This window comes from Rummeliibacillus stabekisii (assembly GCF_007988965.1).
In the GTDB taxonomy this organism is placed as follows: domain Bacteria; phylum Bacillota; class Bacilli; order Bacillales_A; family Planococcaceae; genus Rummeliibacillus; species Rummeliibacillus stabekisii.
In genome coordinates this window covers 262,332-288,379 of record NZ_BJVD01000002.1, presented here as the reverse complement: position 1 = coordinate 288,379, position 26,048 = coordinate 262,332, and the positions used below count along the sequence as shown (strand labels likewise).

The window sequence follows — 26,048 nt, the reverse complement described above, 5'->3', positions numbered from 1 at the left end:
ACAAACTACTATATAAAAAAGCTCAGAGCTATTCTCTGAGCTTTTTTGAAGGCTAATTCGAATTTTGTACTTTAAAACCGAACACGTTAGTATTCCACATGTCCTTTTTCTAATTAATCTTCTATCAATTTATTAAAGTTAATGCGTTTATTAAGCCCCATCATTACAGGAATCCCAACAGCCATTACGGCAAGTTCACCTACAGCACATGTAAACCATGTGTAAAGGAAAGGAAGATCATAAAGAAGATGTAGTTCAATGGCGATTAAGAACATTGTTACTGTAAAGACGATTGTATTAAATATCATCTTCGCTAACTGTCCTTTAATAAAACGGATGGAAATAATCGTAATCGTAAGTGCTAACACAGATTGCCCAACACCAAAAGCTAAATCATATACGCCAAGTGGTGAAAAGAAATTAGCAATTATTACACCTACTACAATTCCAATCATATATTTCTTGTTAAAAACAACAAGATGGTTGAACATTTCCGAGATACGGAATTGTATCGCAGTAAATCCAAAAGGCGCGATCAGCAATGTAACGGCAACATAAAGAGCCGCAATAATACCACTGATTGCGAGAGACTTTGTTTTCATTATTGTATTCCCCCTAGTTTTTTTACGTGGGATGGTCTCGAACCACGTGTTTAGAGCAAATCATTATTTTACTCCTGTTTTGTCGGGTTGTCAAAACGCTTTTGCAAACACTCAAAGAAGCTCTTTTGCATAAGATTCGTTATAATAGAAGAACAAAAACAGCAGTGCCTTTGCTTTAAAAGGAGCATTTTATGGAGAAATATTTACCGAAAAACGTTTGCATTCTTTTTTTGCTTCTTGGCGGATTTGTAACAGTGCTCGGCGTGCTTACCCAAGTATCACATGAAACGCAGGCAGGAAGCTGGAGCTGGCGAGAAATTGTGATGGTTGTTGTCGGTATTGTAGTCTATTTCACTTTTGCCTTTACGGGTTTTTACTTTTTAATTACTCGTATTAAAAAAAGAGGAATCGCCTGGACTAAAAGAAGAGTTTCAATAGATTTCAGCAATCATGAATTGTATTGGCATGAAATCGAGTCCATCGTTTTGAAGAAATATCCGGGGATTGGTAAGGTAACAACGATTGTGACTAAGCCAGAATACCGAGATGAGATTCAACAACGTTTAGAAAAAAGAAAATCGGCAGTAGAGTCATTTGATATATTGTGGATTGCAGTCCAAAAGCCAAACATTATGCACCAAGAAATGATGAAAGCTTTTAAGCAATTTGAAAACCTCCATAGGGTATAAGCTACCTATATGGAGGTTTTATTTTAGGAACACGAAAGGAGTTTAGCAAATGAAAATCATAATAGGAGTCGACGCAGGGGGCACAAAGACGGAAGCAGCTGCTTTTGATTTAGACGGGAATCTATTGCATACAAGTATTTCGGGGTTTGGCAATGTGCTCATACATGAAGAAAGAGCACTTCATCATATAATGGAGGCAGTCGATGCCTGCCAATCTGCGCTTTCAAAAACAGAGTGTGTGCATTTATATATGGGCATTGCGGGATATGAAAGCTCATTAAATCAAGAGCTCATTCACCAACACTTCAAGAACTATTACAAAACAAAGGTAGATATAGTACAAGACAGCATCATCGCCCATGCAGCTTCTCTTAAAGGACAAGATGGTATCCTGACGATTGCTGGGACGGGGTCTGTTTGTTTTGGTGTGCACGACGGTATTCAAAAGATGACAGGAGGCTTTGGCCATTTGCTTGGAGATGAGGGGAGCGGCTATTGGATCGTCATTCAAGCATTGAAAGCCATGATTAAAGAGGAAGATCGGGGAGTAGCCTATTCATCTTTAACAAGGACAGTATTAAAAGAATTGGGGCAAACCTCTGTTCAGGACATAAAAGATTTTGTTTATTCCTCTCCTAAGGCAGAAATTGCACGCCTCGTACCCGTTATTGTAAAAGAAGCTGAAATAGGCGGTGAAAAAGCGCTGCAAATTTTAAGTGAGGCAGGAGAAGAGCTTGCCGAGATGACATGGAATGCATATAAAAAATTACAATACAAAGAAGAGGGAAAAGTGACTATTGCTATAAAGGGTAGTATTCTCGTTAATATTCCTTTTGTACAAGAAAAATTCACTGAAATTCTTCGCCAGCGAATCCAAAACGTTCAGTTTATAACAGAAGATATATCTTCTACGGCGGGATGCTATTACTTGGCGAAGTTAAAAGGTGAATCCCCTTCTAATTGAATGCTTTTTATATACACTCCAAAAGGTGCTAAGCTTGATGCATATGGTAGAAACTTCTCCGAATGATTCCCATGATAATGGAATTCTTCCAGAGAGGTGAGCATACCTAGTAAGGACGTATCGCTTTTAAGGGGGAAATAAAATGATAACGATTAAGAGGTTAGTAGATTGTACAATTGCAGATGCGGTAACAGCCTGGAACGATGGGTTTGAAGGATACTTTGTGGATGCAACCACTACTCCGGAAAAGTTTTTAACAAGAATGGTTATGGAAGATCTTTCACCTGCTTTATCTATCATCGCCTTTGAAAACAATCGACCAATAGGGATTGTGATGAACGGTGTAAGAATGGATCAAGGAAAAAAGGTTGCTTGGAATGGCGGCACCGGAGTTAGTAAGGATTATAGAGGTAAAGGGATCGGGAAATTACTAATAGAATCAACGCTCGCCATTCTACAAAAGGAGAATGTTAATATAGCAACACTTGAGGCGATAAGTGAAAATACGGTCGCCATTTCCGTCTATAAGAAGAAGGGTTATCTTGTGGAAGATACTGTAGAATTCTTAAATCTTAATGGGAAGCAAAAACAAAATCTAATTGGTGAGGTAAAAAGAAAATTTACGGTTGAACGAGTAGCGCTACAACAAATTGGTCAACTACCATTTTATAAATCGACAAATCCATGGCAGACCCGATGGCAAAGCGCGAAAAGTGGTGAGGGTCTCCTCGTAAAAGAAGAAAATGGTGATGTACTCGGCTACGCTTACTACAAAAAGAATTATAATAATCAAGGTGTCCATACAGGTACCACCATGTATCAGTGTGAGGCAAAACCAGAACGAGTAGACGCTGAAGTGATTATCTATCAATTACTCGGCTGTGTTTTTGGGGAATTTACAGATAATATCAATCGAACAGTTCCTAATTTACCAATGAATAAAAGTAAAAAAACCTATAATGCCTTAAGAAGGATAGGTTTCCAAACAACAGCTCAGCAAGTATATATGGTGAAAGAAATTTAAAGTAGTAAATATTATGTTAGATTATATTAAATAACGGGACTTATAAAAATAAATTATATAAGGAAGGGGGCTATTCAACTGGCGTATACCCTTCTATTCCTCTTTTATCAAAATGCATAGTATGGAGAGTCGAAAATCTAAATTCGAAATTTTTATCTATTTTATTCCATTTGGCGCTTTTTTTATTGAAATGTGTTAATATTAAAATAACTTTAGTGAACGGAGGTGAGAAGAATGGAAAAGTTAGCTATGGAAACAGGTGTAAAAGTAAATACAGCTATGTATTTTGCATCTGTTATTGCTTTTGATTTTGCTACTAACGGGACAAGTGTGCCCTTTTTTAGAAAAATTAATAGTGTTTTAGCTAACTAACAACATTCTTTTCACAATTTTTAAGGGAAGACTGCTTAGTTATAGCAGTCTTTTTTTATTGCCAAAGGGGAGCTTTAGAGTATGCAATTAAAAGTAGAAAATATAACAAAAATATTAGGTGGAAACACCATTTTTACCAATTTATCAGTTGAAGTAAATTTAGGTGAACGAGTGGCTATTGTTGGACGTAATGGGTGCGGTAAAACGACTTTATTTAAAGTGATAGCGGGAATCGAGCAACCAGATGAAGGGCGTATAGTAAAGACGAAAGGTCAAACAATTGGTTACTTGCATCAAATTCCGATGTTTAAGGATATTACTGTGTTCAACGTATTGTCCCAAGCATTCGAGCAGCTACATGAAATGAAGGCTCGTTTAACGGAACTGGAGCAAATGATGGCTATAAACATGAGCGAAAAGGTTTTAACTCAATATGGGGATTTATTAGAGCAATATCAATTAGCTGGTGGTTATGAAATTGAAGCAAAGATTGCTTCCATCTCAAATGGGCTGAAGATCACGCAGCTTTTGGAGCAACCTTTTGAAGCATTGAGTGGTGGTGAGAAAACGAAGGTAATGCTCGCGCAAATTTTGCTGAAGCAACCAAATATATTACTTTTAGATGAGCCAACAAACCATCTTGATTTAGCAGCTATTGAATGGCTAGAAGATTATTTAAACTATTTTAAAGGAACAGTATTGATCGTATCTCACGATCGGGCTTTTTTAAATAATGTCGTTAATAAAATATTAGAAATTGAGGATGGAGAAATTTGGGTTAGTAAAGGGAACTACGATCAATATGTGAGAAATAAAGAAGCAAAAATTGCTCAGCAGTTCGCTGAATATCAGGAGCAACAAAAAAAGATTCAAAAAATCAAAGAAGCAATACGCCGATTGCGTCAATGGGCAAATGAGGCATCCCCACCAAATCCAGATTTATATAGAAAAGCAAAAGTTATGGAAAAAATGCTCGAACGTATGGATCTGGTGAAGAAGCCGAGAGTTGAGCTGCAGATGAACTTACAGTTAAAAGCTGATGAGCGTTCAGGAAAAGAAGTTTTTTTACTCAATCACGTTTCACATGGCTTTGAAGAAGATTTCTTATTTATGAATGTACATTTACCAATCTTTTATCGGGATCGTTTAGCGATTGTTGGCAACAATGGGACCGGCAAATCAACGTTACTCAAAATATTACTTGGAGAATTAATACCAATAGATGGGGAAGTGAAGCAAGGAAGCAATTTGAAAATTGGCTATCTGGCCCAGCAGTTCGGACAATTTAATAAAGAAGAGCGATTAATTGAAGCCTTTCGTCGTGATGTTTCAATGACGGAATACGAGGCACGCCATATGCTCGCACAATTTTTATTTTATGGTCATGATGTGTTTAAAAAGGTAGAACAATTGAGTGGTGGAGAAAAGATGCGACTGAGATTAGCTCAGTTGATGGTTCAACAATGTAATGTGCTTGTGTTGGATGAACCTACAAATCACCTTGACATTGAATCGCGTGAAGCACTTGAAGAGGCGATTGAAAAATTTGACGGTACAATAGTAGCGATTAGTCATGATCGATACTTTTTACAAAAGCTGTTCACCAAAACAGCTTGGCTAGAAAATCAGCAATTAACATTGCATGATGGCCCATTTGAGTGGGCAAAAATAAAGCAGAAAAAGTTATACAACGAATAAAATTGAAAAAAATCTTTGTAAGAGGAATTCTTAAACCCTAAAATATATATACTACATTTTAGGGTTTTTCTATATAGTGGATGACCATTGGTTAGGAGAAAACAAGATTCATCCCTACTATACTAATCATAAAAAGATTAGAATTCGCCGCAAGAAAAAGGTGCCCACAACTGCCCATTCAATCGATTGGTTTTACATTGAAAAGCTAAAAGAATTTCATGAAGATTTAATGAAGATTTGAGAAAAAGGAAGTGTTAACTTAAGCTAACAAAAACATCGAACAAACTATAATTTTTTTGGAGGAATAACTGTTGGAGAAGACAAAAACACAGGTGAGGGTTTATTTAAGTATATTTGGCGATTCATTTCCCTTAGCAGATATTACTGAAAAATTAGGGATTGAACCTTCTAATACATATAGAAAAGGAGATAGAATTCCCAATCGCTCAAGCAAACTGTTGAGAAAAGAAACTTCGTGGGATTTAGATACGGGCTACCAAGAATCTTTTGATGTAAAAGAACAATTACAACAAATTATAATGCCGCTTCGAAATAAGGTATCCATAATTCAGGAGATTAAACAAACTTATTCTGTTGTATGTAAATTCTTTATTGTCATCATGATGGAAGAAGGAGATACCCCTAGGCTTTACTTAGATACGGACGTGATTAATTTTGCATCAAGTATTGGTGCTGAATTTGATATAGATTTATATGCAAACCCTTATGAAGATGATTTTTGTTTGGATTGAATTCTTGTTTTAAATAGTATATGATTTACAGAATTACATATAAAGGCTATGAAAAGAAGAGTAAACGCATGTACTATCTACAGAGACCTCTGGTAGCTGAAAAAGAGGGATAGGAAAGTCGTTGAAACAAGGCTTGGAGCTGTGCATTGGATTTGTTCGCTGGAATAATGATAATGCAACGTATTCTCACGTTACAGAGATAGAGTATCGCAGGTGAGTTATTCACAAAGCCGTACTCGACAAGGCCTCTGCAGCAATGTAGAGATGAACTGGGGTGGCACCGCGATATGACTCGCCCCCAAGATAAATATCTTGGGGGTGAGTTTTTTTATTTTGTTTTAAAAAAATAAAATAGGAGTGGTGACATGTTCAGATGGAAGTATCCTTTCATACTATTAGGAGGAATAGGTATTTCAAATGTGGGCGCTTGGGTTTATCTCATTGCATTAAACTTAATTATATTGAATAAAACAGGTTCCCCACTTGCCATTGCTTTATTATATATACTACATCCCATTGCAACTATATGTTCAAATGCTTGGGCAGGTAGTCTAATTGATCGGGTAAATACAAGGCGACTGATGATGGGATTAGATATTTTCCGAGCAATATGTATTGCGTTCATTCCATTTTTACCGTCACTGATTTATGTTTATATACTAGCGTTTATCATTAATATGGGAAGTGCTATTTTTCAACCTACCTCTATGGTTTATATGACTAAACTAATACCTGAAGCTGATCGGCAACGGTTTAACGCACTTCGTAGTTTTATCAACTCATGTGGCTCACTAATAGGCCCTGCCATTGCTGGGATGTTATTTTGGATGGGCACTCCTTATACGGCTATTCATATAAATGCAGTAGCATTACTGTTTTCAGCTCTAATTATAAAGATGCTACCTAATGTGGACTCGAGGCTTAAAGAAACAGAGAGGCAAAGAATTACATGGCAATTGATAAAAAAAGATTTTCGAGTTGTTTTTCATTTCAGTAGAAGTAATACCTATGTCGTAAAAATATATTTATTATTTAGTGGTACTACTATAATCATGACCGCAATAGATTCGCTCGAAGCAGCTTTTGCTAAAGGCGTACTTTCAATGTCAGACACCAATTATGGGTTTTTATTAAGTGTCTTTGGAGGCGGAATAATAATAGGTTCAATTATTAATTCCCTCTATTCAAAAAAACTTGCAGTTAATCTTTTAATAGGTATGGGCACAATTTCCACTTCAATTGGTTATATAATATTTTACAGTTCGGATGGCTTTTTTAGTGCAACGCCTGGTGTATTTTTAATAGGAATTGCTGTGACGTTTGCTAATACAGGGTATATGACTTTCTACCAAAATCATGTTCCTGTCGGGATGATGGGTAGATTTGAAAGCCTTTTTAGTGTGATGGAAGCAGGTTTTATTGTTGTTGTAACTGTTTTAATAGGCTTTGCAGCTGAATTAACTTCAATCCGGCCTGTAGGGTTAATAGGCTCCTTTGCCTTTCTCACTGTAGGGTTATTAGCATGGAAAGCTGTAACAGGTGAAAAGCGGAAGGAATACTTTTAAAAAAGTGCTTCTTCTTTAAATAGTTAATTATAAAAGGCTTGACCAATAAAATGATTGGCATACCTTTTGTGTTTCCATTTTAAAAGCTTATATAGAAAAGGAACTTCTGTATTTCAGGCTTTTCGAATATGGAAAAAGGGAGTAATTATATTATTAGGGTTACTATAGATTGAGGTCACTCAGGCGTGGATTCGGGCCACTCAAGCCCAGAACTATAAGTGTTTTAGCTGATTCATAAACTACAATAATAGCGTGAAGGTCTTTTATACAAAGAGGTGCCTCTTAATGAGAAAAGTTGAAGTGAAACCATATAACGAGTGCTGGAATTCAATGTTTGAGGTAGAAGTAAATTTATTGTATAAGATATTCGGTTCCGAAATCATTGATATTTACCATATTGGCAGTACATCTGTAAAAGGACTAAAAGCAAAGCCAATCATTGATATAATGCCTGTGGTTAAAGATGTAAATAGAGTTGATGAATTTAATATTTCTATGATGACTATTGGTTATGTGCCAAAAGGAGAAAATGGGATTGATCAAAGACGATACTTTCAAAAAGGCGGAGAGCTTCGAACCCATCACCTTCATTTTTACCAATTAGATAACCCCAATATTAAACGTCATCTGGCTTTTCGTGATTACCTGAGGTCACATCCAGATGTCGCTAAAAAATATGGAGATGTGAAAGTGAGCCTCTCCAAACGTTTTCCTTACGACATTGAGTCATATATTAAAGGAAAAGAGCAGCTAGTCTTGGAGATTGAACAAAAGGCAATTGCTTGGTATCAAAGCATAAAGCAACCAGACAGTAAAAATCCCCCTACATTTCAACTGTAGGCTATTACCGATCAGGAGAGAAATATTGAATGAATATATATATGTTGATTATAAGCTCCATATTTTTATTATTTATTGCAGGCAATGCTTTTTATGTAACTTTTAAAAGATTTAAAGAGGACGACGATTTTATTCTTAATACTTTAGATTGGATTGATTCGTTGTTTAGTGTTCTCTTAATCATTTCTGAGAAATTGACCACAACAAAATATCATATTGTGATCTTTAAAATGCTCTCCTTTATATTTGGGCTGATCTTTTTAGGCTTTACTGTTTTATTATGGTTTCTTTTTATTTAATCAGAAGTGATAGAAGCAAAAAAAGAAGCTAAGCTTTAACGGACGTCAATTGCAAAAGCATAACTTGCGCTGCCTTTCTCCCAACTTGCAGACACATCATACACATACATTCCTTTTTCTTGTGGCAAGACAATTGTATTTTTATTTAACTCCACATCTTCAACTTGGTTATTTGGAAGCCATTTGCTTACGGATATCGTATTCTTTTTAGGTTCGTTTTTAAATACTATTTTCAATTTGGATGAGGGAGAAGCAATCACAGGTGTGAGATTTTCGCTTTTAATGAGTTCAGGAGGAGGTATAGTATCAATACATTCACTGCTAATAAGTCCTTCCCAACAATAAGAGCCTCTGACTTTCGCAACATTTTCATGCCCAGCACGAATAATGGGGAGGGGTGGCTTACTATTAAGTAGGCTATTAACGTAAAAACCTCCGGCGATCACAAGAATCAATAAGAATGCCATTATTATTTTTTTCATAGATTACCCCTTTTTGAATATTATTCCAGTTAAATGTAACATAGGAATGGTATATTTCTCAATAGGGGATTCTTTGATTTAAAAAAGCCCAGTTTTCTTGTAAACTGGGCTTTTCAAAACGTATTAAAAGTTAAAAACTATCTTCAAAATCTTCATCAAAGCGATAGCTGTAGAAATGCTCGTTTGTAAACCAATTATTTTCTGCAGTTGCGCCTTCTTCTTTGCGTTTTTCTTCTTCTTGAAGCATCCAGCCTGTTTGTGAAATATGGGCTCTCATAGAGTTCATTTTTTCCTCGCGCACATCGTGAATATCATTAATAATATCCGGGTTACCCAGTTCTGCTACTGTGTTGTTGGCGAATGCCACGCAGTATAGTCTTGGGCGATCGCTCTCAGGCATGCGGCGTACAGCGCGGATGACAGCTCTAGCAGTCGCTTCATGATCAGGGTGAACCGCATAATTTGGATAGAAAGTGATGATTAATGAAGGGTTGAGTTCCTCAATTAAATTAGTCATCATGGCAACCATTTCTTCATCATCTTCAAATTCAACTGTTTTATCACGAAGGCCCATCATACGTAAGTCTTTGATGCCAATGGCTTCACACGATGCTTGAAGTTCCTTTTTACGGATTAATGGCAATTCTTCGCGTGTTGTAAATGGAGGATTGCCGAGGTTGCGTCCCATTTCTCCAAGAGTTAGGCAAGCATATGTGATAGGTGTGCCAGCTTTCGCATATTGCGCCAATGTGCCGGAAACTCCGAATGCTTCGTCATCAGGGTGTGGGAACACAACAAGTATTTGACGTTCAGGTTGTAACATATTCAAAACTCCTTTTAGTTTGGAAATTAATATGCGAATGGTGTTTCGCTGATTTCAAGCGCAATAGCTAATTTACCATCATAGCCATGGCCGGCCATAAGCAAACGATTTTGATCATCGAGCTCAAAATGCGTAATTCCTTGGGCATACACCCAGCCGCCATTCGATAGTTTTAAACCCACACGATGGGGTACATCAGGCGTCACTTTACCAAGTTCATAACGAATTAGTACATTGCGGATAAATGTGCCCGCATTGAATACTTTTTCATCGAAGTGAGAGGCATAAGCCCCATTCGTTGTTTCTAAGTGTATATAGACATCTTTATTCGCAAAGGAATTCAGAAGGTCCTGAAGTTTTTGTAGATTGACTGTTTCCATCTAATTATATGCTCCTCTCAAAAAGAGGCCTCATCGCTACATATAGCGATAAACTGCCACTGATTTAAGTACTACTATAGTATAGAGAAAAAAAGGATGAAATGCGATTCACACGCACTGTTTGCTCATTTAGTAAATGTTTATAAAAGGACAAACTATGGGAATACTAAGGGGTAGGGGGGTGAGTTTATGCACTTTACAACACCAGTTTTAGAGGAAGAAACAAAAATAACAAATGCTTGGATGACAGCTATGCTGCCATTTTCTTTTATGACCAAAAAGGAGATAGCGCTATCTGAGGAATTGCTCGGCAACGGCTACAGCTTTTTTAATCTCAATGATAAGAAGCAGCAATCTGAATTTTATGGTGACATCGAATTATCAAGTATTGCCCTTAAGCAAAATTTTTTATCCTACATAGAGCGGAGGCTGTTTCCGAAAAATATACGAGATGATGGTTTTCAGCGTTTCTCTAAGGAAATTTCGAAGACAGGTAGCCTCCAAATTCACGACAGACACTATCTTTTTACTATACTTAGCATTGATATTACCCTATGTCCATTTGGAATTGGCTTTGTATCGATTCGTGTGAAATTAGAGGATGTTAATTTATTTTCCGATGCACTTGATTTCATGCATCACTTTCGCATTCTAGAGCCTAAAACAAATAACCAATTAGGGATGGAAGTCCAATATGATGGAGAACCATTTACTTGTATACACGATTTTATTATGAAGCATCTTTGCCCTGAAATTCAAAAATATACGGTTCATGATGACCGTCGGGACGGTTACTTTGGTAGTCTTCCTTACTTTGAAGATGAGCGAATGCTTGTCACAAATTATATTGAGTTGGATGAAGATCAATTGCCAATTGAACAACTCTATAGAGCCAGCCAATTGGATGGGTACACGGAAGAATCTGTTCCCTTTATCTCTGCAGCTAATACAGAGCATATGGAGGAGTACCTAAAAACGCGTGTGAACACACGCTATATGCCTAAGTTATGTGACATAACAACAGAGCATGTCCAAACAACGATTGTCTATCGTGATACAACAGAGGCTTTTAGAGAAAAAGCAAGAGTTCGATTTATGGGCGTTCACTATTACACCATCTTACTTCATTACTTTTACAAATTAACACTACTCGAACTCTCCTTCCGGTATTGTGAGCTCGCTTGGAAAAAGGATGAAATTTATGTAGAGAAATTAATGCAGTTGATTACCATGTTTTCTTCTAAATATTACTTCCAAGAGGTCAGCAGCCGTTCATCAAGTCGTGAAATGTCGAAGCGCTTGAGAGAGATTTTTAAAATCGATGAGCTTTTCAGTGAGGTCTCTAAAACGCTTGATGCCCTTTATGTGAACCAGCAAAAAGCGGCAGACAAAAGGCAAAACTACTTGTTATTTGTATTGACGATGTTTACGGTTGTCTCGGGTATATACGGGATGAACCTGATTATTGAAGAATGGGACGGAAATTATAAGTGGTCGGAAATATTCCATTACAATATTTATGAATGGATTTGTCTGATAACAGCTGTTGGCGGAATTTTAATGACTTTCTTTTTATTATTAAGTACTTTCTACAACTATATAAGAAAAAGATTGCAGTTTTGGCTGAAATATTAAGCATAAAGACATTTTGTCCCAACATAGAGTAAATTAAAAAGCTTCCACCCATTTTGGAGTGGAAGCTTATTTATTGAAGAATACTACAGTTCTGTCACAGTAATTTCAGGTGCGCCATATACATTCTTCGCACCATGCATTACAGGACCGACATATTGATTTAATTTCCAGCCATGTGTAATTGCTGCAGCAACGAATTCTTTTGACTTAATAACCGCTTCTTTGACATCAAGACCATTTGCTAGATTAGCAGTAATGGCAGCAGCGAAAGTGCATCCAGCACCATGATTGTATGTTGTCTCAATTTTAGGCGTTTCTAATAAAAAGTGTTTTTCGCCGTTATAATACAAATCAAATGCCTTGTTTGGATCAATAGAGCGGCCGCCTTTAATGACGACATGCTTAGCGCCAATCGCATGGATTTTCTCAGCAGCTGATTTCATTTCATCAATGTTTTTAGGTGTTTTCATGCCAGCTAATTGACCAGCTTCGAATAGATTAGGTGTGGTAACTAAAGCAATCGGCAGCAAATGTGAAATCATCGCATCTACATTTCCTGGATTTAATACTTCATCTTCCCCTTTACATACCATTACAGGATCAATAACCACATTTTTAAGATGAGCCTCTTTAATCGCATCGCCGGCAGTAAGAATGACTTCTTCTGTTGATAACATGCCGGTTTTAACTGCATCTATTCCAGTAGAAAAGGCAGTTTTTAGCTGAGCTTTTAGAACATCAATAGGTAATGTATAAACACCATGTGACCAATTTGCATCAGGATCCATAGTAGCAATGACTGTTACAGCAGCCATACCGTAAGTGCCATATTCTTGGAAAGTCTTCAAGTCAGCTTCCAAACCAGCTCCGCCAGAAGCATCAGATCCGGCAATCGTTAATGTTTTCTTTAGTGACATGTTAAACACTCCTTCATAACAAGATAGGACATAGTGTAGGTTGTCCAATAATAAATGCCTCATAAATAATTTCTTTTCCCATCTATTATAGCTGTTAAACTGGCCAGTAAAAATAGCCAGAATGTAGAGAAATGAAAGGGTCAGAAAAGCTGCTAAAAGGATTCATTTAAAAATGATTTTCAGGAACTCTTAAATTTCGACAAAACGTCTACTAACCGCTAAAATAACAATAGTAGTATGCTAGATGGTAGAAAAAGAGTATAAAGGGAGGAAGTTTATGCCAAGAAACAACAAAAAGTTAACTCAATTGTTTAATAAGTATTATCGAGATAATGAACAGGCTGCGACTGTGGTGGAGGGAACCTCAATGCGACGACGCAGCTTTAGAAATATAGTAGTACTGGCTCTATTAAAAAATAAATATATGTGGGCCAGCCTTTTAATTTTATTAGTTATTTTGCTTGTACCTTTTGCTGCTTGGAAAATGATACAAGGAAGTACTTACCAAGAGCAGAAGGGCTCTTTAGTCGAGCGCATCCAAAATTTGAATGAATTAACGACAGCAGAGGCATTTACAAAAGTTATTATTGAAAAAGAGAACAATGAGTTATTCGGGAAAGAAATCGGTATCGATTTGCCAGGTACAAAGAGAGAGTTATTAGTAGTTGTTCCAGGTGGGGTTAAAGCCGGTGTGGATTTCGAAGATGTTTCAGAAAAAAATGTAAAGCTTGACCAAAAGAACAAGGAAGCAACGATTACCTTGCCTGCCCCAAAGATTCTTGGTGAACCAGAAGTAGATTTTGATAATGTGCAAGTATTCTCCAGCGAAGGTCTTTTTCGTAACAAACCAGATATGAAAGAAGCCTTTGGTTTAACGGCTGAAGCGAAAAGGGAAATGATCAAAGAAGCCAAAACACAGGGGTTGTTGAGTAGAGCAAAAAATAATGCCAAAAACTCTGTTGCAGATATGTTTGCTTTAGTTGGCTATGATGTGACCGTAAAATTTAAGGAGTGATACGATGCCAAAAAGAATCTTTGAAAACGATTGGCAAGAAATCGTCGGCGCAGAGTTTGATAAGCCTTACTATCAAAAGCTGCGCGATTTCTTAAAAGAAGAATATGCCACACATACCGTATACCCACCAATGGAGGATATATGGAATGCGTTCCGTTATACACCCTATCATAAAGTGAAGGTAGTTATGCTGGGGCAGGATCCTTATCACGGTCCGAATCAAGCACAAGGTTTAAGCTTTTCAGTAAAAGATGGTGTGCGAAAGCCGCCAAGCCTGCAAAATATGCTGAAAGAATTACACGAGGATCTTGGATTTGACATACCAAAGGATGGGTCACTGATTAAATGGGCAAAGCAAGGCGTACTCTTATTGAACACTGTACTGACTGTTCGAGCGCATGAAGCACATTCGCACAAAAATCAAGGATGGGAACAGTTTACTGACACTGTCATAGAAAAACTGTCAGAACGGCAAGAGCCGATTGTGTTTGTCCTTTGGGGAAAACCGGCACAGCAAAAGGAAAGATTAATTGATACTTCTCGCCATGCGATTATTAAATCACCCCATCCAAGTCCATTAAGTGCACACCGTGGATTTTTTGGTAGCCGCCCGTATTCTAAAATCAATAACCAGCTTCTCTCGTGGGGCGAAGAGCCGATTGACTTCAATTTGACAGATAGTGAGTAGAGACACCCTTCATCTCCACTTCGAAACATGGTAAAGTAATAGTAAAAGAAGTAGTAGTGGATAGGAGAGGGGTATACAATGATTTCTTATGATGCGGTCATCCGCGAACTAGAAAAACATATTCATCAAGCGGGCCAAAGAAGTAGTGAAGCTATGATGCGCGAAGAATTGTCCGCTATTCGAGCTTTATGTGACCTAGCGCTGCAAAGTGACAAATCACCGACACCTCATACCGTTATGCCAAAGATGATAGGGGAGACTGCATCAGACTTGTCCCATTCATCCGTTTCTTCGATTCCTAAATCGCTCACAGTCAATAAGCTGGAAGAAGAAGATGCGAACGGTGATTCACTATTTGATTTTTAGAAGGGATTGTCATATAAAATGAGTTTTTATATTTTAATTGGTGCTATACTCGCATTCTTAGCAGTAGCATTCGGAGCATTTGGCGCTCATGCGTTAAAAGACGTTTTGACAGACCACTATGCGACAGTGTATGAAACAGCCGTTCAATACCAAATGTTTCATGCAGTAGGTCTTATTTTGATAGGGATTTTAATGAGTAAAAGTTTATTTGGTCCCATTCCCTTGCTATCACGTGCAGGCATGATTATGCTGATCGGTACGATTGTATTCTCTGGTAGCCTGTATGTACTGGCAGTTACTCAAATTAAAGTGCTTGGCGCAATTACACCAATCGGAGGCGTCTTATTTTTAATTGCTTGGGTATTGGTTATGATTGCTGCAGTAAAGTTCGGTAAATAGTATTAGTCAATAATAAAAATGCCAAGTTTGTTTAATACTTGGCATTTTTTGGTGTGTTCAATCAGTTCATTTTTTAAGGAGTTTGGTCAAAATACTGTAACGGTTCATCGAATTCCGCATAATCAAAGTAAATCATCGGCATGAGAAAACGATGATTTGTTTTGATATCGCGTAAAATAACATGATCTCGTCCGGCAGCTTCAATTACCCCTCTGATAATGACCACATTTTGTCCTTGAGCTGTTGCATGCTCAAATGAAAAGTGGAAAGTTCCCGGCTTACTTCTGTTTAAACGCATAATATTTTCGATGTATGACTGCTCTCTGCCCAAGTGCAGACCCCCAGTTGCTGGTCCCTGGCTAGGAGTTGTCTGTACGGTGCCTGTTGGAATAGTCACACCGCCTGCTGGGTAAGTCTGTTGTTGATAGTTCGGTGTCCAATAATATTGAACCATTTCATCTTCCCTTCTTCTATTTATACTTGCGGGCAGTCAGCTTCTGTAGGCGCATAGAAACAATGCGATTTATATCGCCCGGTGTTCCATTGTCCATACCATTGCGCAGGGCAGTCGCCAGTTGGCTTAAAGAACCATAGTCCTCGGGTTGCTGGGTGAAAACGTTCTCCGTTAATGGTTCTTTGGGCTAAACGACGATCTTGCTCTCTTGCACGTTGATAAAAGTAGCTCTTCGTTGTAGCTTCAAAGCCACCCGGACTCTGAAAAACCATTTGTTGAAGATTTCTCACATCACGGAAATCTAAACAATCTGCAAGGACTCGATTGACGCCCACGTTTCCGACCATTAACATTCCTAGTTCTCCTTCGCCTTCAGCTTCTGCCCGCATAAGTCGTGCTAAAAGGTCAAGTTCTTTTGATGTACTTTTGATGACAGGCATAACATAACCTCCTCTTCTTTATATATGCGTAGAAGATAAAATAAGAACCACCATAAACGTATAATTTGAATAGAAGAGGGGAAATAATGTAAAACGGGAGATTAGGTGTGTGGAACCTGCTTTAGTCTTTTTTTCTTTATTCTTTATTCTTTATTATCCTGCGCCTCTCTGTTAATTTCCAAGCCTGTTGAGAAACGGCTTACCTGCTACTGATAGGTAAAATCCTCCAGAGAATGTTATATAGAAAGAAGTGTTGAGCCATGCAATTTGTCTTTGATTTAGAGGGAACAATCTGTTTTGAAGATCAGCCTGTGCCAGATTCAATTACGTACAGTTTAGAATGCTTGGTCCAAAAAGGACATGAGGTTATTTTTTCTTCGAGCCGTCCTATTCGCGATATGTTACCATTGTTGGCCAAAAGATTTCACGGCAACAAAATGATAGGGCGAAATGGGGCCATTCTCTGCCATAATGGAAACGTAAAGCCGAATGTTGTATTTGATGAAGAAACATTAGAGAGTATTCGGTTATTGATGAAAGAATATAAAGTAACTTATTTCATAGAAGGCGAGTGGGATTATTCATATACTGGTCCAGCTGACCACCCGATTGCTGAAACGATCGATCCTAATGGCCTTGGGGTTAATAAACCCTTAGATAAGCTTGAACATGTTGTAAAGATTACGATTGTCACGTCATTTAATATGGCGATTCTGCGTAAAAAACTAGATGAATTAAACGTGATTATCCATACACATTACCAACTAGGTATGCTTGATATCACACCATGTGGCATTCAAAAGTGGAAAGCATTAAAAAAGCTGGGCATTGAGAAAGGGGCATACATTACCTTTGGTGATGATGAATATGATATTCCAGTTTTTGAGCATGCGAAGCACAGTGTCATGGTAGGCGATCATCCGCTGTTAGCGTTATATGCGGATGAATGCATATCAAAGAATCAGCCAATTGAGGAGCAAATTGTAGAAAAGCTTGAAGAATTGGATCAGCGATTTGCCTATTAAAAAAGACCAGCCATCTCATAATATGAGAGCTGGTCTTTTCGTATTAATCTTTAATCGCTAAAAATTTCTCTAATTTTTCGTTGTCCATAATATTGCCGACGAAGAATTCACCGAAATCAGCATAGCGTGCTGACACTTCATCAAAACGCATTTCATAAATCAATTTTTTGAATTCCAATACATCATGTGCAAATAATGTAACGCCCCATTCGTGGTCATCGAAACCAATAGAACCAGAAATGATTTGCTTTACTTTTCCTGCATAGCTGCGGCCGATTAGTCCGTGGGAGTGCATTAATTTACGACGTTCATCCATTTCTAACATATACCAGTTAGCGCCTTTTTGGCGGCGTTTGTCCATTGGGTAGAAACAGATATGTTCCCAACGAGGCAATTCAGGATATAGGCGTGCACGCACATGCGGGTTTTGATATGGATCTTCAGCAGGACCATCATCTTTAGGCTTGCCTGCTAAATAGTTGGAAAGCTCCACTACTGAAACATAGGAATAAGTAGGGATTGTGAAATCAGCAATCGCAAGTTTATTAAATTCATTTTCAAGTTCTTGCAATTCTTCCATTGTTTCACGTAATGTCATAATTACGAAATCAGCTTTTTGTCCTACGATCGAGTAGAATGCATGGCTGCCTGTTTTGTTTTCGTCCGCTTCGTTCAGCTTATCAAGATATTGAATAAATTCATCAACAGCTGCTTTGCGTTCTTCTTTCGAAACTAATTTCCATGATGTCCAGTCCATTGCACGAAAATCATGCAATACGTACCAGCCGTCAAGTGTTTGTGCTGCTTCAATCATTGTAAGAAACACTCCTTTAAACTCTAAAATCAATACTCCCTCATTTTAACAGAAATAAAGCGAAACTTCACTTAGTGAAAGCTCTTCAAGCTACTGATATACTCTTTTATGAACGTTTTGAGGCAAGAGTCAGTATTCGTTAGCGCAGAGTGAGAGGAGAGTTTCTTTCACATCTTTGATTCATGTATTATTCGTGAGATAATGAAATAATAATACTAACCATGCAGGAGAAGAGAACATGAAAGATTATTTACATCAAAAAGTTTGGCGTTTTATTGATCAATCTATGAGTGGTATTGACCGTTCTCCATTAGAATCTTTTGCTGCTGATGATACATTATGCCAGTTAGTAGGGCAGGGACAATCTCCTGCTAGTGTGCGAACATGGGTGCATAACGATTCGGTAGTGCTGGGGATTCAAGACCATCGTCTACCTCATATAAAAGAGGGCATGGACTTATTAAGCAGTCGAGGCTACGTGCCAATCGTACGGAATTCAGGTGGCCTGGCTGTTGTGTTAGATCCTGGTGTCCTAAACATTTCGTTAATTCTATCAGAGCAGGAAGAACGGATTGATATTAATACAGGCTATGAAATTATGGTAGAACTCATCAAAATGCTCTTTCCACAAGTAGCTGACCAAATAGAAGCGTATGAAATTGTCGGCTCTTATTGTCCAGGTTCTTATGATTTAAGCATCAATGGAAAGAAATTTGCAGGCATCTCGCAGCGAAGAATGCGCCAAGGAATCGCGGTGCAAATCTATCTGTGCGTAGAAGGAAGCGGTGTAGAGAGAGCTGCATTGATCAAAGATTTTTATCAAGTCAGCTTGCGGGGGGAACAAACAAAATTCCATTACCCTGACATCAAGCCAAAGGTCATGGCTTCACTCAGTGAATTATTAGGCGAAGAGATTACAGTACAGCAAACGGTCATTGAATTGCAAAATCTATTAGCATTACTAAGTGACCAATTAGCCATCGGTCAATTTCAGGAAGAGGAAATTGAATTATATTCATTTTATTTAAAGAGAGTTTTCGAACGAAATCAATCAATGCTACCGATAGATGAGTAGAATACTGTCGATTTCCCGGGAAATAGGTTAAAAACTAGATATCATAAAGAGGCTTGGTCAGAACAAATTTAATAAAGTGTAGTGTGAAGTGGAGGACGGCGCGCCTCTTACAACATGCGCCGTCTGAAACAGAGCAAAAAGAATAACCGAACAAATGCGACAGTGAAAGTCACATTATAGTTCGGTTTTTTCTTTAGCTAAACTATTTCTTGGTATTATTCTTCAATTCCAACGGTTGGTACATCTTCTTTTTTCACAAGATTACCGTTGCGTTCCATTGTAAAGACAGGTGCGATATGTTCATCCTCTGTCCCAAGTGTCATAAGGCGTCTTGCACGATTCATTACTTGCATGAATTGCTCATAGTCTTTTTTCATGTTGCGGTGTTCTTTTTCTAAGCGTAAGACTTCTTTTTCTAATTGTGACGCTTTATCATTTGCAATATTTGCTAGGTGGCGCCATCTTGTCACCTCTTCATCATGAAAATCGCTCTGTTGCAAACGCATTAGATACGCAATGACTAAATCAATTGACATGGCAGATAGAGGGATGGACCTTGTTGTTTCACTATGTTTATCGTTAGGCAATAAGTAGAGACCAGCTGTTCTTCTTCGTACAGTAGTACCGTAGACTCGCATTCTTTCCTTGCGTTCTTTCTTTGCTGAAGATAGTTCTTTCTCATAGTTTTTGCGTACTACTGCATTCCAGCGGAAGCCACAAGCTGCAGCCGTACGGTTAAGTGCATCACCAGCTTCTTCAAAGGCCGTCAGCTGTGTGCTCCCTTCTTTTACGTGGCGTAAAACGGCTTCTGCCAATAGTTCGTCGTTTTCTGGTAACCAAGCATCTTGTCTCGTTTTCATTGTTTAAAACCTCCTATTTGTTTCATAGGATTAGCGTAGACAGTTTTACTATTTTTTATTCAATAACTTCTAATAGGTTTAAAAGAAAATGTCTTGAATGAGAGATAGAAAATACGATACACTATAATTAATATGAACTAAAAGAGCGTTATGACTTGAAAGCGGGAGAGTCCGCCTGCAGCGGAAATGCAGTATAGTAAGTATGAAAATTAGTTCATTTTTAGAATGATACTAACTTGAAATTGAGATATAGAAAGGGTTGGAGACAAAATGGCAAACGAATTTCGTGTTTGCGATGAGTGTCAAGCCGTTAATTTAAAAACATTAATACCTAAGTTAAAGACGGTAGATCCAGATGCAGTGATTGATATCAAATGTCAATCTTATTGTGGGCCGGGTCTTCGAAAAACATTCACAATCGTAAATAATCGTCCATGTGCAGCACATACAGAAGAAGAATTGATTCCCAAAGTAGTAGCTAAATTAAAGTCTCAAAAGAAGCTGCCAGAAAGTTATCAAGAATAAATATGTACAATTACTATTCCACCTTTCAATAAGGTGGTTTTTTCGTATATAATGGTGAAATATAGTGCATAATAGGACACTTTGGAGAAAAAGGGAGGTTCCGAATTGGATTATGCGACAAAAAAATTAGCGGAAGAAAAGGTGTTTAAAGATCCGGTACATCGCTATATCCATGTGCGAGATCAAGTGATTTGGGATTTGATCGGCACGAGGGAATTTCAGCGTTTACGACGGATTAAACAGCTCGGTACGACGTATTTAGTGTTTCATGGTGCAGAACATAGTCGTTTTAGCCATTCTTTGGGGGTATACGAAATTGTCCGCCGAATGGTAGACGATATCTTCATAGACATGCCAGAGTGGGATGAAAGCGAACGTCTCGTGGTTCTTTGTGCTGCATTATTGCATGATCTTGGCCACGGCCCTTTTTCACATTCCTTTGAACATGTTTTTGATTTAGACCATGAGGAATTCACACGAGCTATTATTTTAGGAGATACAGAGGTAAACCATGTATTGACACGCGTTTCACCTGAATTTCCGCAAAAAGTTTCAGACGTTATTGCCAAAACATATGAGAATAAACAAGTTGTCAGTATGATTTCCAGCCAAATTGATGCGGATCGCATGGATTATCTACAGCGAGATGCTTACTTTACAGGTGTCAGCTATGGTCACTTTGATATGGAACGAATCCTGCGTGTCATGAGACCAAAAGAAGAGCAGGTCGTCATCAAGTCAAGTGGGATGCATGCGGTAGAAGACTATATTATGAGTCGCTATCAAATGTATTGGCAGGTTTATTTCCACCCAGTTTCCCGCAGTGCAGAAGTAATCTTAACGAAGATTCTTCATCGTGCAAAAGACTTGAGCCAGGGAAACTATCAATTCAAGCAAGAACCTACACATTTTATGGCGTTTTTCCAAAACAATATCGAACTAGAAGATTATATTGCACTTGATGAAAATATTTTGCTTACTTATTTTCAAATGTGGATGCAAGAAAGTGATCCGATATTAAGCGATTTAAGCCGCCGTTTTATTAATAGAAAGTTATTTAAATATATAGAATTTGATCCTGCAAATGAATATGAAAAATTAAGTGATCTAAAAGAGTTATTTTATCAAGCGGGCATTGACCCTAAATATTATTTAGTTCACGATTCTATCTCAGATTTACCATACGATTTTTACCGGCCAGGAGAAGAAGAAGAGCGCGTACCCATCCAGTTGTTAATGCCTAATGGTAAAACGCGTGAACTATCAAGATGCTCTGAAATTGTTGAAGCTATTTCAGGGAAACGAAGATCTGATCATAAGTTATATTTTCCGGAAGAAGTATTGTTGCAGGATGGTACTCAAAAAACGCTAAAAAAACAAATATTAAAAGTACTGAGAGGTTAAGCTTCTCGAAAGGAGAAAAACGTGCTAGAAGAACATGCAAAAGTCGTACAATTTGTATCTTTAGCTGGAAGTGTTACGGGGCGAAAAAAGCTGCAGAAGATGGTTTATATCGCAAAAAAAATGAAGTTTCCTTTCAATGAGAAATACCAATTTCATATTTATGGCCCCTATTCGGAGGAGCTTACATTGCGTGTAGAAGAGCTATGCACAATGGGCTTTTTAACGGAAGAAATGGAAGATAAGGGGTCCTATGTGCAGTACACATATCAAGTGACTGATAAAGGAACAAACTTTTCGAATCATATGTGCGAGGAACAGCAGCATTTAAATGAAGTCGTAGAGGTACTAAACAGTAAAAGTGCCCGCTTTCTGGAGCTTGTTTCTACGCTATTGTTTTTTGATGAACTTCCGAAAGAAGAACGGATTCAAAAAGTACATGTGGTAAAAGGAAAATTGAAATTTACAGAGACAGAAATGAATGAAGCATTTTCACTTATTGAGGCATTAGAGGAAATCAAATTAAATGCAAATTAATTATGGAATGTGGACAAGGAATCTTGTTCACGTTTTTTTATAGCAAAGAAAACAGACAAGGGGAAACGTTTAGTCTTAGAAAAAGTACAAGTAGCATGGTTCCGCTCCAACCGGGGCTTTTCGCTTAAGCTTATGCCGCAGGAGTCACCGGCTTCCACTGCACAAATGTTATAAATTTTTTTGATGCAATATTTTAATAAAGTGGGTATTCGACTCGCAGATTCGATACACCCACTTCAATTAGCACATTCAATAAAATCTCATTCAATGTCTGTTTTAAATGCTTATTAGACTTCGCTTTTACGGACGCCGCCTACAGCGTAGTGTTCTTTTTTCATCTCTTCAATAATGATAGAGATATTTTCTTTTGGCGCATTCACACTTTCGGATACTGCGTCTGTGACTGATTTGACAAGCTGGTGTTTTTGTTCGTCTGTACGTCCTTCAAGCATTTTAATCGTTACGATAGGCATAAGAAGTCTCCTTGTGTAAAATGTAGTGTATAGTGGTAATCATAACGTATACGGAGGAATTATGAAATGGCAAATGAACAGCAACCGAAAAAAATGGAATTTACCATAATTAAAAACAATCCTACCGATGGCCACAAAGGGTTTGGAATTGGTTCCATCACACTTGAGAATGTCTCTCCGGTCATCATCGATGTGAATGAAAAAACAGCGGAAGTAGATATTGGTGCAATGCATGCAAGAAGTGCAGTCGAAAAGGGTATCAAATTTACAACAGACCGTAAAGATTCTGAAGGTGGCAAACCGTACTGGCTTGTATGGGTAACGATTGAACAAAAAGAGAACGGGCCATATTATGCTGGTGTGACTGCATGTGAAATGGTGGTCAATCGCGAAAAACGCAGAGGCTACAAAATACTGGCAGAGCATGTCAACAAAATGGATAAATCCATGAAAAGAAATATTATGATTGATGAAATGGATACGACTTCAAAACAGGTCCTTGGTGAGTTTTTGAAAAACTTTAATGAAGAGATGTGGAAAAATAGCAGCCCTTCATTACATGCTGATTTAGGCTTTGAATGATCCAATTTTTGTCGAACATGCGCTTTTTTCTGGCACTTTCTAATTACGTGGTTGAAAGTGTTCTGGAAAGGAAGTACACTAGAATTAAAGCTTGCAAATGTAAGCTAGGACATATGCTGTGCGAGAAGTTGTATGGTTCTCATTAGCCATCCCAAGGGCGAAAGGATATATGCAGTTATCTTGAAGCAGAAAACTTCCACCCCAAAGGTTAACGGACACCTTTGGAATGGAAGTTTTTTTAGTTTGTTATTCAAATAAAGAGAATGGGAACAGACTCCATGTTTCATCTGTTTCTTTTGTCAATTCATTAACGATAGAGGGATCTGTGCATTTTTTCTTGGGCATATCTTTTTTTTTGAGATATACTAATCGCTGTCTGCCACATGCTTTTGTAGCAATGCCCCCAGTTTCAACATCTATGATAGCGGATTGAACTCCTTTTGGTGCGATAAAAGGTTCGCTTGGAGTATCTTTCAGTGCCCCTTCCATAAAGTCAATCCAGATATGCTTTGTAGCTCGTGCATCTTCTTCACTTGAGAGCTGTTTGCCCTGGTCGTATCCGTTCCATACACCCGCTGTTAATGATGGCGTAAAGCCGATCATCATTTGGTCTGTCAGGGTTGTACCCGATTTTGCAGCATAAGGTCTTGTTTGTCTGTTGCGCAGACTTACACCTGTAGCAGGGGTATAGTCATTAAACACAGGGTCAAACATGCCTGTCATCAACTGAGTTAAAATGAAATTCTCATCTTTTTTCAGCACTCTTTTTTCTTCACGTTTTTCTTCGACTTCATAAATTAATTTGCCTTCGCCATCCTTGATAGAAAGCACGGTAATTGGTGATCTCTTAACTCCGCCTGCAGCAAGTGTGTTGTATGCAGATGTAATATCCTTCAGCGTCACTTCTGTTGTACCAAGTGCCACAGAAGGTGTATTTTGTAGGGTTTCACCAATGCCAAAGCGATTGAGCATTTGCTTGAATTTACGATGTCCTACTTCCTCATAGGTTTTTACGGCAAAAATATTGTCAGAGATGGCCAGTGCTTGTGCAAGCGAAATAGGGTGATTGGCAAATTTGCCATTTACATTTTTAGGTTCATACTCTGAACGTCCACCGTCATAGGTGAAGATCGTTTTTTCTGCATCCATAAACGTAATCGGTGAAAAATCATTTTCCAATGCCGTCGCATATAAGAATGGTTTAATGGCAGAACCTGGTTGTCTTTTCGCTTGGGTGACACGATTATAGGAACTCTCTGTATAATGGGTGCCTCCTACTAATGAAGTCACATATCCTGTTTTAGGATCCATGCTGACAAATCCAACTTGAAGACCAGAGTTTGGCATGTTTTTCTCTACAGCTTCCTCTGCAGCTTTTTGGTGGAGCGGATTTAAAGTCGTTTGGATGGTCCAACCGCCTTCTGCAATGTTCCGACCATTTTTCTCCAAAATCTTTTTAGCCTCCGCCCAAACTGTATCGACAAAGTAAGGAGCATTCATTTTATCGCTATCCCACTCGTCATATTTAAATGTTAAGTTTTCATTTTGTGCGCGTTCTTTTGCTTCTTCTGTAATCATCTCTTTATTTCTCATCAACGACAAGATTAGCTGCTGTCTGTTATGATTATTTTCTTCACTTGCCAGAGGCGAGTAGATGCTCGGCCCTTTCGGTATTGCTACCAGCGATGCAGCCTCAGGAAGTGTAAGTTCTTTTGCTGGCTTGGCGAAATAATAGCGGCTGGCAGCTTCAATTCCATACATACCATGACCAAAATAAACTGTATTCAAATATCCTTCTAGAATCTGATCTTTATCATAGAAAGTTTCTAATCGATACGTATAGAGGGCTTCATTCATTTTACGAAGCCACGTTTTATCGTGTGAAAGATATAAATTGCGGGCATACTGTTGAGTAATCGTACTAGCACCTTGCACTTTTTTCATTGCTTTCACATCTTGTACGATGGCGCCTGCAATCCGTGTATAGTCAAAACCATTGTGCTTATAAAAATTTTGGTCTTCAGTAGCAATCAATGCTTTTGTTACAAAAGGCGAAATATCATCTAACCCTACCCAGTAACGACGTTGTCCGGCAAATTTATCTCCAATTTGTTCCCCGCTAGTATCTAAAAAAACGGTTGCCTTAGGAACAGTTAAAGATGGAGCCCCTGTAATTTGAGCGTAAACACGGAGTGAGACCAGAGCAGTAATGACGCTTGAGGCACACACGACCATCAATATGACTAACTGCCGTAGTCGCAGCTTCTTTTTTCGTTGCTTATGATATTCAGCTCGGTTCATCCTATCGCTTCCTTTCCTATCGTTGAAACTAGTATGTGAAGAGATTGCACA

32 protein-coding genes, 1 riboswitch and 1 other annotated feature are annotated in these 26,048 nt (G+C 38.1%); of the genes, 21 read left to right on the top strand and 11 right to left on the bottom strand.

Annotated features, from left to right (window positions below):
* Positions 1-113 precede the first annotated feature (113 nt).
* Entirely contained in the window at positions 114-602 is a 489-nt protein-coding gene (locus tag RST01_RS07160) for a QueT transporter family protein (RefSeq protein ID WP_066791621.1), read from the bottom strand.
* A gap of 7 nt (positions 603-609) precedes the next feature.
* Positions 610-654, bottom strand: a riboswitch (PreQ1 riboswitch).
* A 139-nt stretch (positions 655-793) separates the two neighbouring features.
* Between RST01_RS07160 and RST01_RS07155 the strand changes: the two genes are divergently transcribed.
* The 10 genes from RST01_RS07155 (at position 794) to RST01_RS07120 (ending at position 8,805) form a co-directional block, all read left to right on the top strand.
* Positions 794-1,291: a hypothetical protein gene (locus RST01_RS07155; protein ID WP_147195519.1), complete on the top strand. Its 498-nt coding sequence runs from the start codon at positions 794-796 to the stop codon at positions 1,289-1,291.
* Positions 1,292-1,340: 49 nt separating this feature from the next.
* Positions 1,341-2,255, top strand: coding sequence for an N-acetylglucosamine kinase (locus RST01_RS07150; protein ID WP_147195516.1), 915 nt, complete (start codon positions 1,341-1,343; stop codon positions 2,253-2,255).
* A 142-nt stretch (positions 2,256-2,397) separates the two neighbouring features.
* The gene (locus RST01_RS07145) at positions 2,398-3,279 is read left to right on the top strand and encodes a GNAT family N-acetyltransferase (RefSeq protein WP_147195514.1); all 882 of its coding nucleotides are present in this window, start codon (positions 2,398-2,400) and stop codon (positions 3,277-3,279) included.
* A 234-nt stretch (positions 3,280-3,513) separates the two neighbouring features.
* On the top strand, positions 3,514-3,651 hold the full coding sequence (locus RST01_RS15955; RefSeq protein ID WP_173668500.1) for an RAxF-45 family protein: 138 nt from the start codon (positions 3,514-3,516) through the stop codon (positions 3,649-3,651).
* A gap of 81 nt (positions 3,652-3,732) precedes the next feature.
* Positions 3,733-5,349, top strand: coding sequence for a ribosomal protection-like ABC-F family protein (gene abc-f, locus RST01_RS07140; protein ID WP_147195512.1), 1,617 nt, complete (start codon positions 3,733-3,735; stop codon positions 5,347-5,349).
* A 76-nt stretch (positions 5,350-5,425) separates the two neighbouring features.
* The gene (locus tag RST01_RS15950; RefSeq protein WP_186806989.1) at positions 5,426-5,590 is read left to right on the top strand and encodes a hypothetical protein; all 165 of its coding nucleotides are present in this window, start codon (positions 5,426-5,428) and stop codon (positions 5,588-5,590) included.
* 70 nt (positions 5,591-5,660) lie between these two features.
* Positions 5,661-6,101 (top strand): DUF4279 domain-containing protein, encoded by a 441-nt coding sequence (locus tag RST01_RS07135; protein WP_147195510.1) that lies wholly within the window; start codon positions 5,661-5,663, stop codon positions 6,099-6,101.
* Between the two features lie 39 nt (positions 6,102-6,140).
* Positions 6,141-6,404: a binding site (T-box leader), on the top strand.
* A gap of 62 nt (positions 6,405-6,466) precedes the next feature.
* A complete protein-coding gene (locus RST01_RS07130) occupies positions 6,467-7,666 on the top strand; it encodes an MFS transporter (RefSeq protein ID WP_147195509.1) in 1,200 nt (399 codons plus the stop codon).
* A 285-nt stretch (positions 7,667-7,951) separates the two neighbouring features.
* Positions 7,952-8,506, top strand: a complete 555-nt coding sequence (locus RST01_RS07125; protein WP_147195507.1) for a GrpB family protein — start codon at positions 7,952-7,954, stop codon at positions 8,504-8,506.
* 29 nt (positions 8,507-8,535) lie between these two features.
* Positions 8,536-8,805, top strand: a complete 270-nt coding sequence (locus RST01_RS07120) for a hypothetical protein (protein WP_147195505.1) — start codon at positions 8,536-8,538, stop codon at positions 8,803-8,805.
* A 35-nt stretch (positions 8,806-8,840) separates the two neighbouring features.
* Here the strand turns inward: RST01_RS07120 and RST01_RS07115 are convergent, their stop codons facing one another.
* From RST01_RS07115 to RST01_RS07105, 3 genes are all read right to left on the bottom strand, one after another.
* Positions 8,841-9,287 (bottom strand): hypothetical protein, encoded by a 447-nt coding sequence (locus RST01_RS07115; protein WP_147195502.1) that lies wholly within the window; start codon positions 9,285-9,287, stop codon positions 8,841-8,843.
* 130 nt (positions 9,288-9,417) lie between these two features.
* Complete coding sequence (gene bshB2 / locus RST01_RS07110) at positions 9,418-10,110, bottom strand: bacillithiol biosynthesis deacetylase BshB2 (protein ID WP_147195501.1); 693 nt, start codon at positions 10,108-10,110, stop codon at positions 9,418-9,420.
* Between the two features lie 26 nt (positions 10,111-10,136).
* Entirely contained in the window at positions 10,137-10,490 is a 354-nt protein-coding gene (locus RST01_RS07105; RefSeq protein ID WP_066791641.1) for a YojF family protein, read from the bottom strand.
* A gap of 189 nt (positions 10,491-10,679) precedes the next feature.
* On the opposite strand from RST01_RS07105, the gene RST01_RS07100 reads away from it, so the two are divergent.
* Complete coding sequence (locus tag RST01_RS07100) at positions 10,680-12,125, top strand: magnesium transporter CorA family protein (protein WP_147195499.1); 1,446 nt, start codon at positions 10,680-10,682, stop codon at positions 12,123-12,125.
* Positions 12,126-12,208: 83 nt separating this feature from the next.
* Here RST01_RS07100 and thiD read toward each other — a convergent pair whose 3' ends face one another.
* On the bottom strand, positions 12,209-13,042 hold the full coding sequence (gene thiD, locus RST01_RS07095; protein WP_147195497.1) for a bifunctional hydroxymethylpyrimidine kinase/phosphomethylpyrimidine kinase: 834 nt from the start codon (positions 13,040-13,042) through the stop codon (positions 12,209-12,211).
* A gap of 277 nt (positions 13,043-13,319) precedes the next feature.
* Here thiD and RST01_RS07090 point away from each other — a divergent pair, with 277 nt between their 5' ends.
* The 4 genes from RST01_RS07090 (at position 13,320) to RST01_RS07075 (ending at position 15,510) form a co-directional block, all read left to right on the top strand.
* A complete protein-coding gene (locus RST01_RS07090) occupies positions 13,320-14,057 on the top strand; it encodes a DUF4230 domain-containing protein (protein ID WP_066791646.1) in 738 nt (245 codons plus the stop codon).
* 4 nt (positions 14,058-14,061) lie between these two features.
* Positions 14,062-14,745, top strand: coding sequence for a uracil-DNA glycosylase (locus RST01_RS07085; protein WP_147195493.1), 684 nt, complete (start codon positions 14,062-14,064; stop codon positions 14,743-14,745).
* 78 nt (positions 14,746-14,823) lie between these two features.
* On the top strand, positions 14,824-15,111 hold the full coding sequence (locus RST01_RS07080) for a YwdI family protein (protein ID WP_147195491.1): 288 nt from the start codon (positions 14,824-14,826) through the stop codon (positions 15,109-15,111).
* Positions 15,112-15,129: 18 nt separating this feature from the next.
* Entirely contained in the window at positions 15,130-15,510 is a 381-nt protein-coding gene (locus tag RST01_RS07075; protein ID WP_066791652.1) for a DUF423 domain-containing protein, read from the top strand.
* A 73-nt stretch (positions 15,511-15,583) separates the two neighbouring features.
* Here RST01_RS07075 and gerQ read toward each other — a convergent pair whose 3' ends face one another.
* Together gerQ and RST01_RS07065 are read right to left on the bottom strand one after the other, a co-directional pair.
* Complete coding sequence (gene gerQ, locus RST01_RS07070) at positions 15,584-15,964, bottom strand: spore coat protein GerQ (RefSeq protein ID WP_066791654.1); 381 nt, start codon at positions 15,962-15,964, stop codon at positions 15,584-15,586.
* Positions 15,965-15,984: 20 nt separating this feature from the next.
* Complete coding sequence (locus RST01_RS07065; RefSeq protein WP_066791656.1) at positions 15,985-16,404, bottom strand: cell wall hydrolase; 420 nt, start codon at positions 16,402-16,404, stop codon at positions 15,985-15,987.
* A 260-nt stretch (positions 16,405-16,664) separates the two neighbouring features.
* On the opposite strand from RST01_RS07065, the gene RST01_RS07060 reads away from it, so the two are divergent.
* A complete protein-coding gene (locus RST01_RS07060; protein ID WP_147195489.1) occupies positions 16,665-17,429 on the top strand; it encodes an HAD-IIB family hydrolase in 765 nt (254 codons plus the stop codon).
* Positions 17,430-17,472: 43 nt separating this feature from the next.
* On the opposite strand, the gene hemQ is transcribed toward RST01_RS07060, so the two are convergent.
* Positions 17,473-18,243, bottom strand: a complete 771-nt coding sequence (hemQ, locus tag RST01_RS07055; RefSeq protein WP_147195487.1) for a hydrogen peroxide-dependent heme synthase — start codon at positions 18,241-18,243, stop codon at positions 17,473-17,475.
* A gap of 238 nt (positions 18,244-18,481) precedes the next feature.
* On the opposite strand from hemQ, the gene lipL reads away from it, so the two are divergent.
* Positions 18,482-19,318: an octanoyl-[GcvH]:protein N-octanoyltransferase gene (gene lipL / locus RST01_RS07050; RefSeq protein WP_147195485.1), complete on the top strand. Its 837-nt coding sequence runs from the start codon at positions 18,482-18,484 to the stop codon at positions 19,316-19,318.
* 215 nt (positions 19,319-19,533) lie between these two features.
* On the opposite strand, the gene RST01_RS07045 is transcribed toward lipL, so the two are convergent.
* Positions 19,534-20,178: an RsfA family transcriptional regulator gene (locus RST01_RS07045; protein WP_066791663.1), complete on the bottom strand. Its 645-nt coding sequence runs from the start codon at positions 20,176-20,178 to the stop codon at positions 19,534-19,536.
* Between the two features lie 270 nt (positions 20,179-20,448).
* Between RST01_RS07045 and RST01_RS07040 the strand changes: the two genes are divergently transcribed.
* The 3 genes from RST01_RS07040 (at position 20,449) to RST01_RS07030 (ending at position 22,641) form a co-directional block, all read left to right on the top strand.
* Entirely contained in the window at positions 20,449-20,703 is a 255-nt protein-coding gene (locus RST01_RS07040; protein ID WP_066791665.1) for a YuzB family protein, read from the top strand.
* 105 nt (positions 20,704-20,808) lie between these two features.
* Complete coding sequence (locus RST01_RS07035) at positions 20,809-22,107, top strand: HD domain-containing protein (RefSeq protein ID WP_147195483.1); 1,299 nt, start codon at positions 20,809-20,811, stop codon at positions 22,105-22,107.
* A gap of 21 nt (positions 22,108-22,128) precedes the next feature.
* Positions 22,129-22,641 carry a YwgA family protein gene (locus tag RST01_RS07030; RefSeq protein ID WP_147195481.1) on the top strand — a complete coding sequence of 171 codons (513 nt, stop codon included), beginning with the start codon at positions 22,129-22,131 and terminating at the stop codon, positions 22,639-22,641.
* A 287-nt stretch (positions 22,642-22,928) separates the two neighbouring features.
* Here RST01_RS07030 and thmT read toward each other — a convergent pair whose 3' ends face one another.
* Positions 22,929-23,114, bottom strand: a complete 186-nt coding sequence (gene thmT, locus RST01_RS07025) for a 2-hydroxymuconate tautomerase (RefSeq protein WP_066791671.1) — start codon at positions 23,112-23,114, stop codon at positions 22,929-22,931.
* 66 nt (positions 23,115-23,180) lie between these two features.
* Between thmT and RST01_RS07020 the strand changes: the two genes are divergently transcribed.
* On the top strand, positions 23,181-23,696 hold the full coding sequence (locus tag RST01_RS07020) for a YwhD family protein (RefSeq protein ID WP_147195479.1): 516 nt from the start codon (positions 23,181-23,183) through the stop codon (positions 23,694-23,696).
* Positions 23,697-23,942: 246 nt separating this feature from the next.
* On the opposite strand, the gene RST01_RS07015 is transcribed toward RST01_RS07020, so the two are convergent.
* On the bottom strand, positions 23,943-25,997 hold the full coding sequence (locus RST01_RS07015) for a transglycosylase domain-containing protein (protein WP_066791676.1): 2,055 nt from the start codon (positions 25,995-25,997) through the stop codon (positions 23,943-23,945).
* Positions 25,998-26,048: the final 51 nt, after the last annotated feature.

Excerpts from the sequence above, each read along its gene's own strand:
- RST01_RS07160 (WP_066791621.1), bottom strand. The coding sequence starts at position 602 with ATGAAAACAAAGTCTCTCGCAATCAGTGGTATTATTGCGGCTCTTTAT.
- RST01_RS07155 (WP_147195519.1), top strand. The coding sequence starts at position 794 with ATGGAGAAATATTTACCGAAAAACGTTTGCATTCTTTTTTTGCTTCTT.
- RST01_RS07150 (WP_147195516.1), top strand. The coding sequence starts at position 1,341 with ATGAAAATCATAATAGGAGTCGACGCAGGGGGCACAAAGACGGAAGCA.
- RST01_RS07145 (WP_147195514.1), top strand. The coding sequence starts at position 2,398 with ATGATAACGATTAAGAGGTTAGTAGATTGTACAATTGCAGATGCGGTA.
- RST01_RS15955 (WP_173668500.1), top strand. The coding sequence starts at position 3,514 with ATGGAAAAGTTAGCTATGGAAACAGGTGTAAAAGTAAATACAGCTATG.
- abc-f (WP_147195512.1), top strand. The coding sequence starts at position 3,733 with ATGCAATTAAAAGTAGAAAATATAACAAAAATATTAGGTGGAAACACC.
- RST01_RS07130 (WP_147195509.1), top strand. The coding sequence starts at position 6,467 with ATGTTCAGATGGAAGTATCCTTTCATACTATTAGGAGGAATAGGTATT.
- RST01_RS07125 (WP_147195507.1), top strand. The coding sequence starts at position 7,952 with ATGAGAAAAGTTGAAGTGAAACCATATAACGAGTGCTGGAATTCAATG.
- RST01_RS07120 (WP_147195505.1), top strand. The coding sequence starts at position 8,536 with ATGAATATATATATGTTGATTATAAGCTCCATATTTTTATTATTTATT.
- RST01_RS07115 (WP_147195502.1), bottom strand. The coding sequence starts at position 9,287 with ATGAAAAAAATAATAATGGCATTCTTATTGATTCTTGTGATCGCCGGA.
- bshB2 (WP_147195501.1), bottom strand. The coding sequence starts at position 10,110 with ATGTTACAACCTGAACGTCAAATACTTGTTGTGTTCCCACACCCTGAT.
- RST01_RS07105 (WP_066791641.1), bottom strand. The coding sequence starts at position 10,490 with ATGGAAACAGTCAATCTACAAAAACTTCAGGACCTTCTGAATTCCTTT.
- RST01_RS07100 (WP_147195499.1), top strand. The coding sequence starts at position 10,680 with ATGCACTTTACAACACCAGTTTTAGAGGAAGAAACAAAAATAACAAAT.
- thiD (WP_147195497.1), bottom strand. The coding sequence starts at position 13,042 with ATGTCACTAAAGAAAACATTAACGATTGCCGGATCTGATGCTTCTGGC.
- RST01_RS07090 (WP_066791646.1), top strand. The coding sequence starts at position 13,320 with ATGCCAAGAAACAACAAAAAGTTAACTCAATTGTTTAATAAGTATTAT.
- RST01_RS07085 (WP_147195493.1), top strand. The coding sequence starts at position 14,062 with ATGCCAAAAAGAATCTTTGAAAACGATTGGCAAGAAATCGTCGGCGCA.
- RST01_RS07080 (WP_147195491.1), top strand. The coding sequence starts at position 14,824 with ATGATTTCTTATGATGCGGTCATCCGCGAACTAGAAAAACATATTCAT.
- RST01_RS07075 (WP_066791652.1), top strand. The coding sequence starts at position 15,130 with ATGAGTTTTTATATTTTAATTGGTGCTATACTCGCATTCTTAGCAGTA.
- gerQ (WP_066791654.1), bottom strand. The coding sequence starts at position 15,964 with ATGGTTCAATATTATTGGACACCGAACTATCAACAACAGACTTACCCA.
- RST01_RS07065 (WP_066791656.1), bottom strand. The coding sequence starts at position 16,404 with ATGCCTGTCATCAAAAGTACATCAAAAGAACTTGACCTTTTAGCACGA.
- RST01_RS07060 (WP_147195489.1), top strand. The coding sequence starts at position 16,665 with ATGCAATTTGTCTTTGATTTAGAGGGAACAATCTGTTTTGAAGATCAG.
- hemQ (WP_147195487.1), bottom strand. The coding sequence starts at position 18,243 with ATGATTGAAGCAGCACAAACACTTGACGGCTGGTACGTATTGCATGAT.
- lipL (WP_147195485.1), top strand. The coding sequence starts at position 18,482 with ATGAAAGATTATTTACATCAAAAAGTTTGGCGTTTTATTGATCAATCT.
- RST01_RS07045 (WP_066791663.1), bottom strand. The coding sequence starts at position 20,178 with ATGAAAACGAGACAAGATGCTTGGTTACCAGAAAACGACGAACTATTG.
- RST01_RS07040 (WP_066791665.1), top strand. The coding sequence starts at position 20,449 with ATGGCAAACGAATTTCGTGTTTGCGATGAGTGTCAAGCCGTTAATTTA.
- thmT (WP_066791671.1), bottom strand. The coding sequence starts at position 23,114 with ATGCCTATCGTAACGATTAAAATGCTTGAAGGACGTACAGACGAACAA.
- RST01_RS07020 (WP_147195479.1), top strand. The coding sequence starts at position 23,181 with ATGGCAAATGAACAGCAACCGAAAAAAATGGAATTTACCATAATTAAA.
- RST01_RS07015 (WP_066791676.1), bottom strand. The coding sequence starts at position 25,997 with ATGAACCGAGCTGAATATCATAAGCAACGAAAAAAGAAGCTGCGACTA.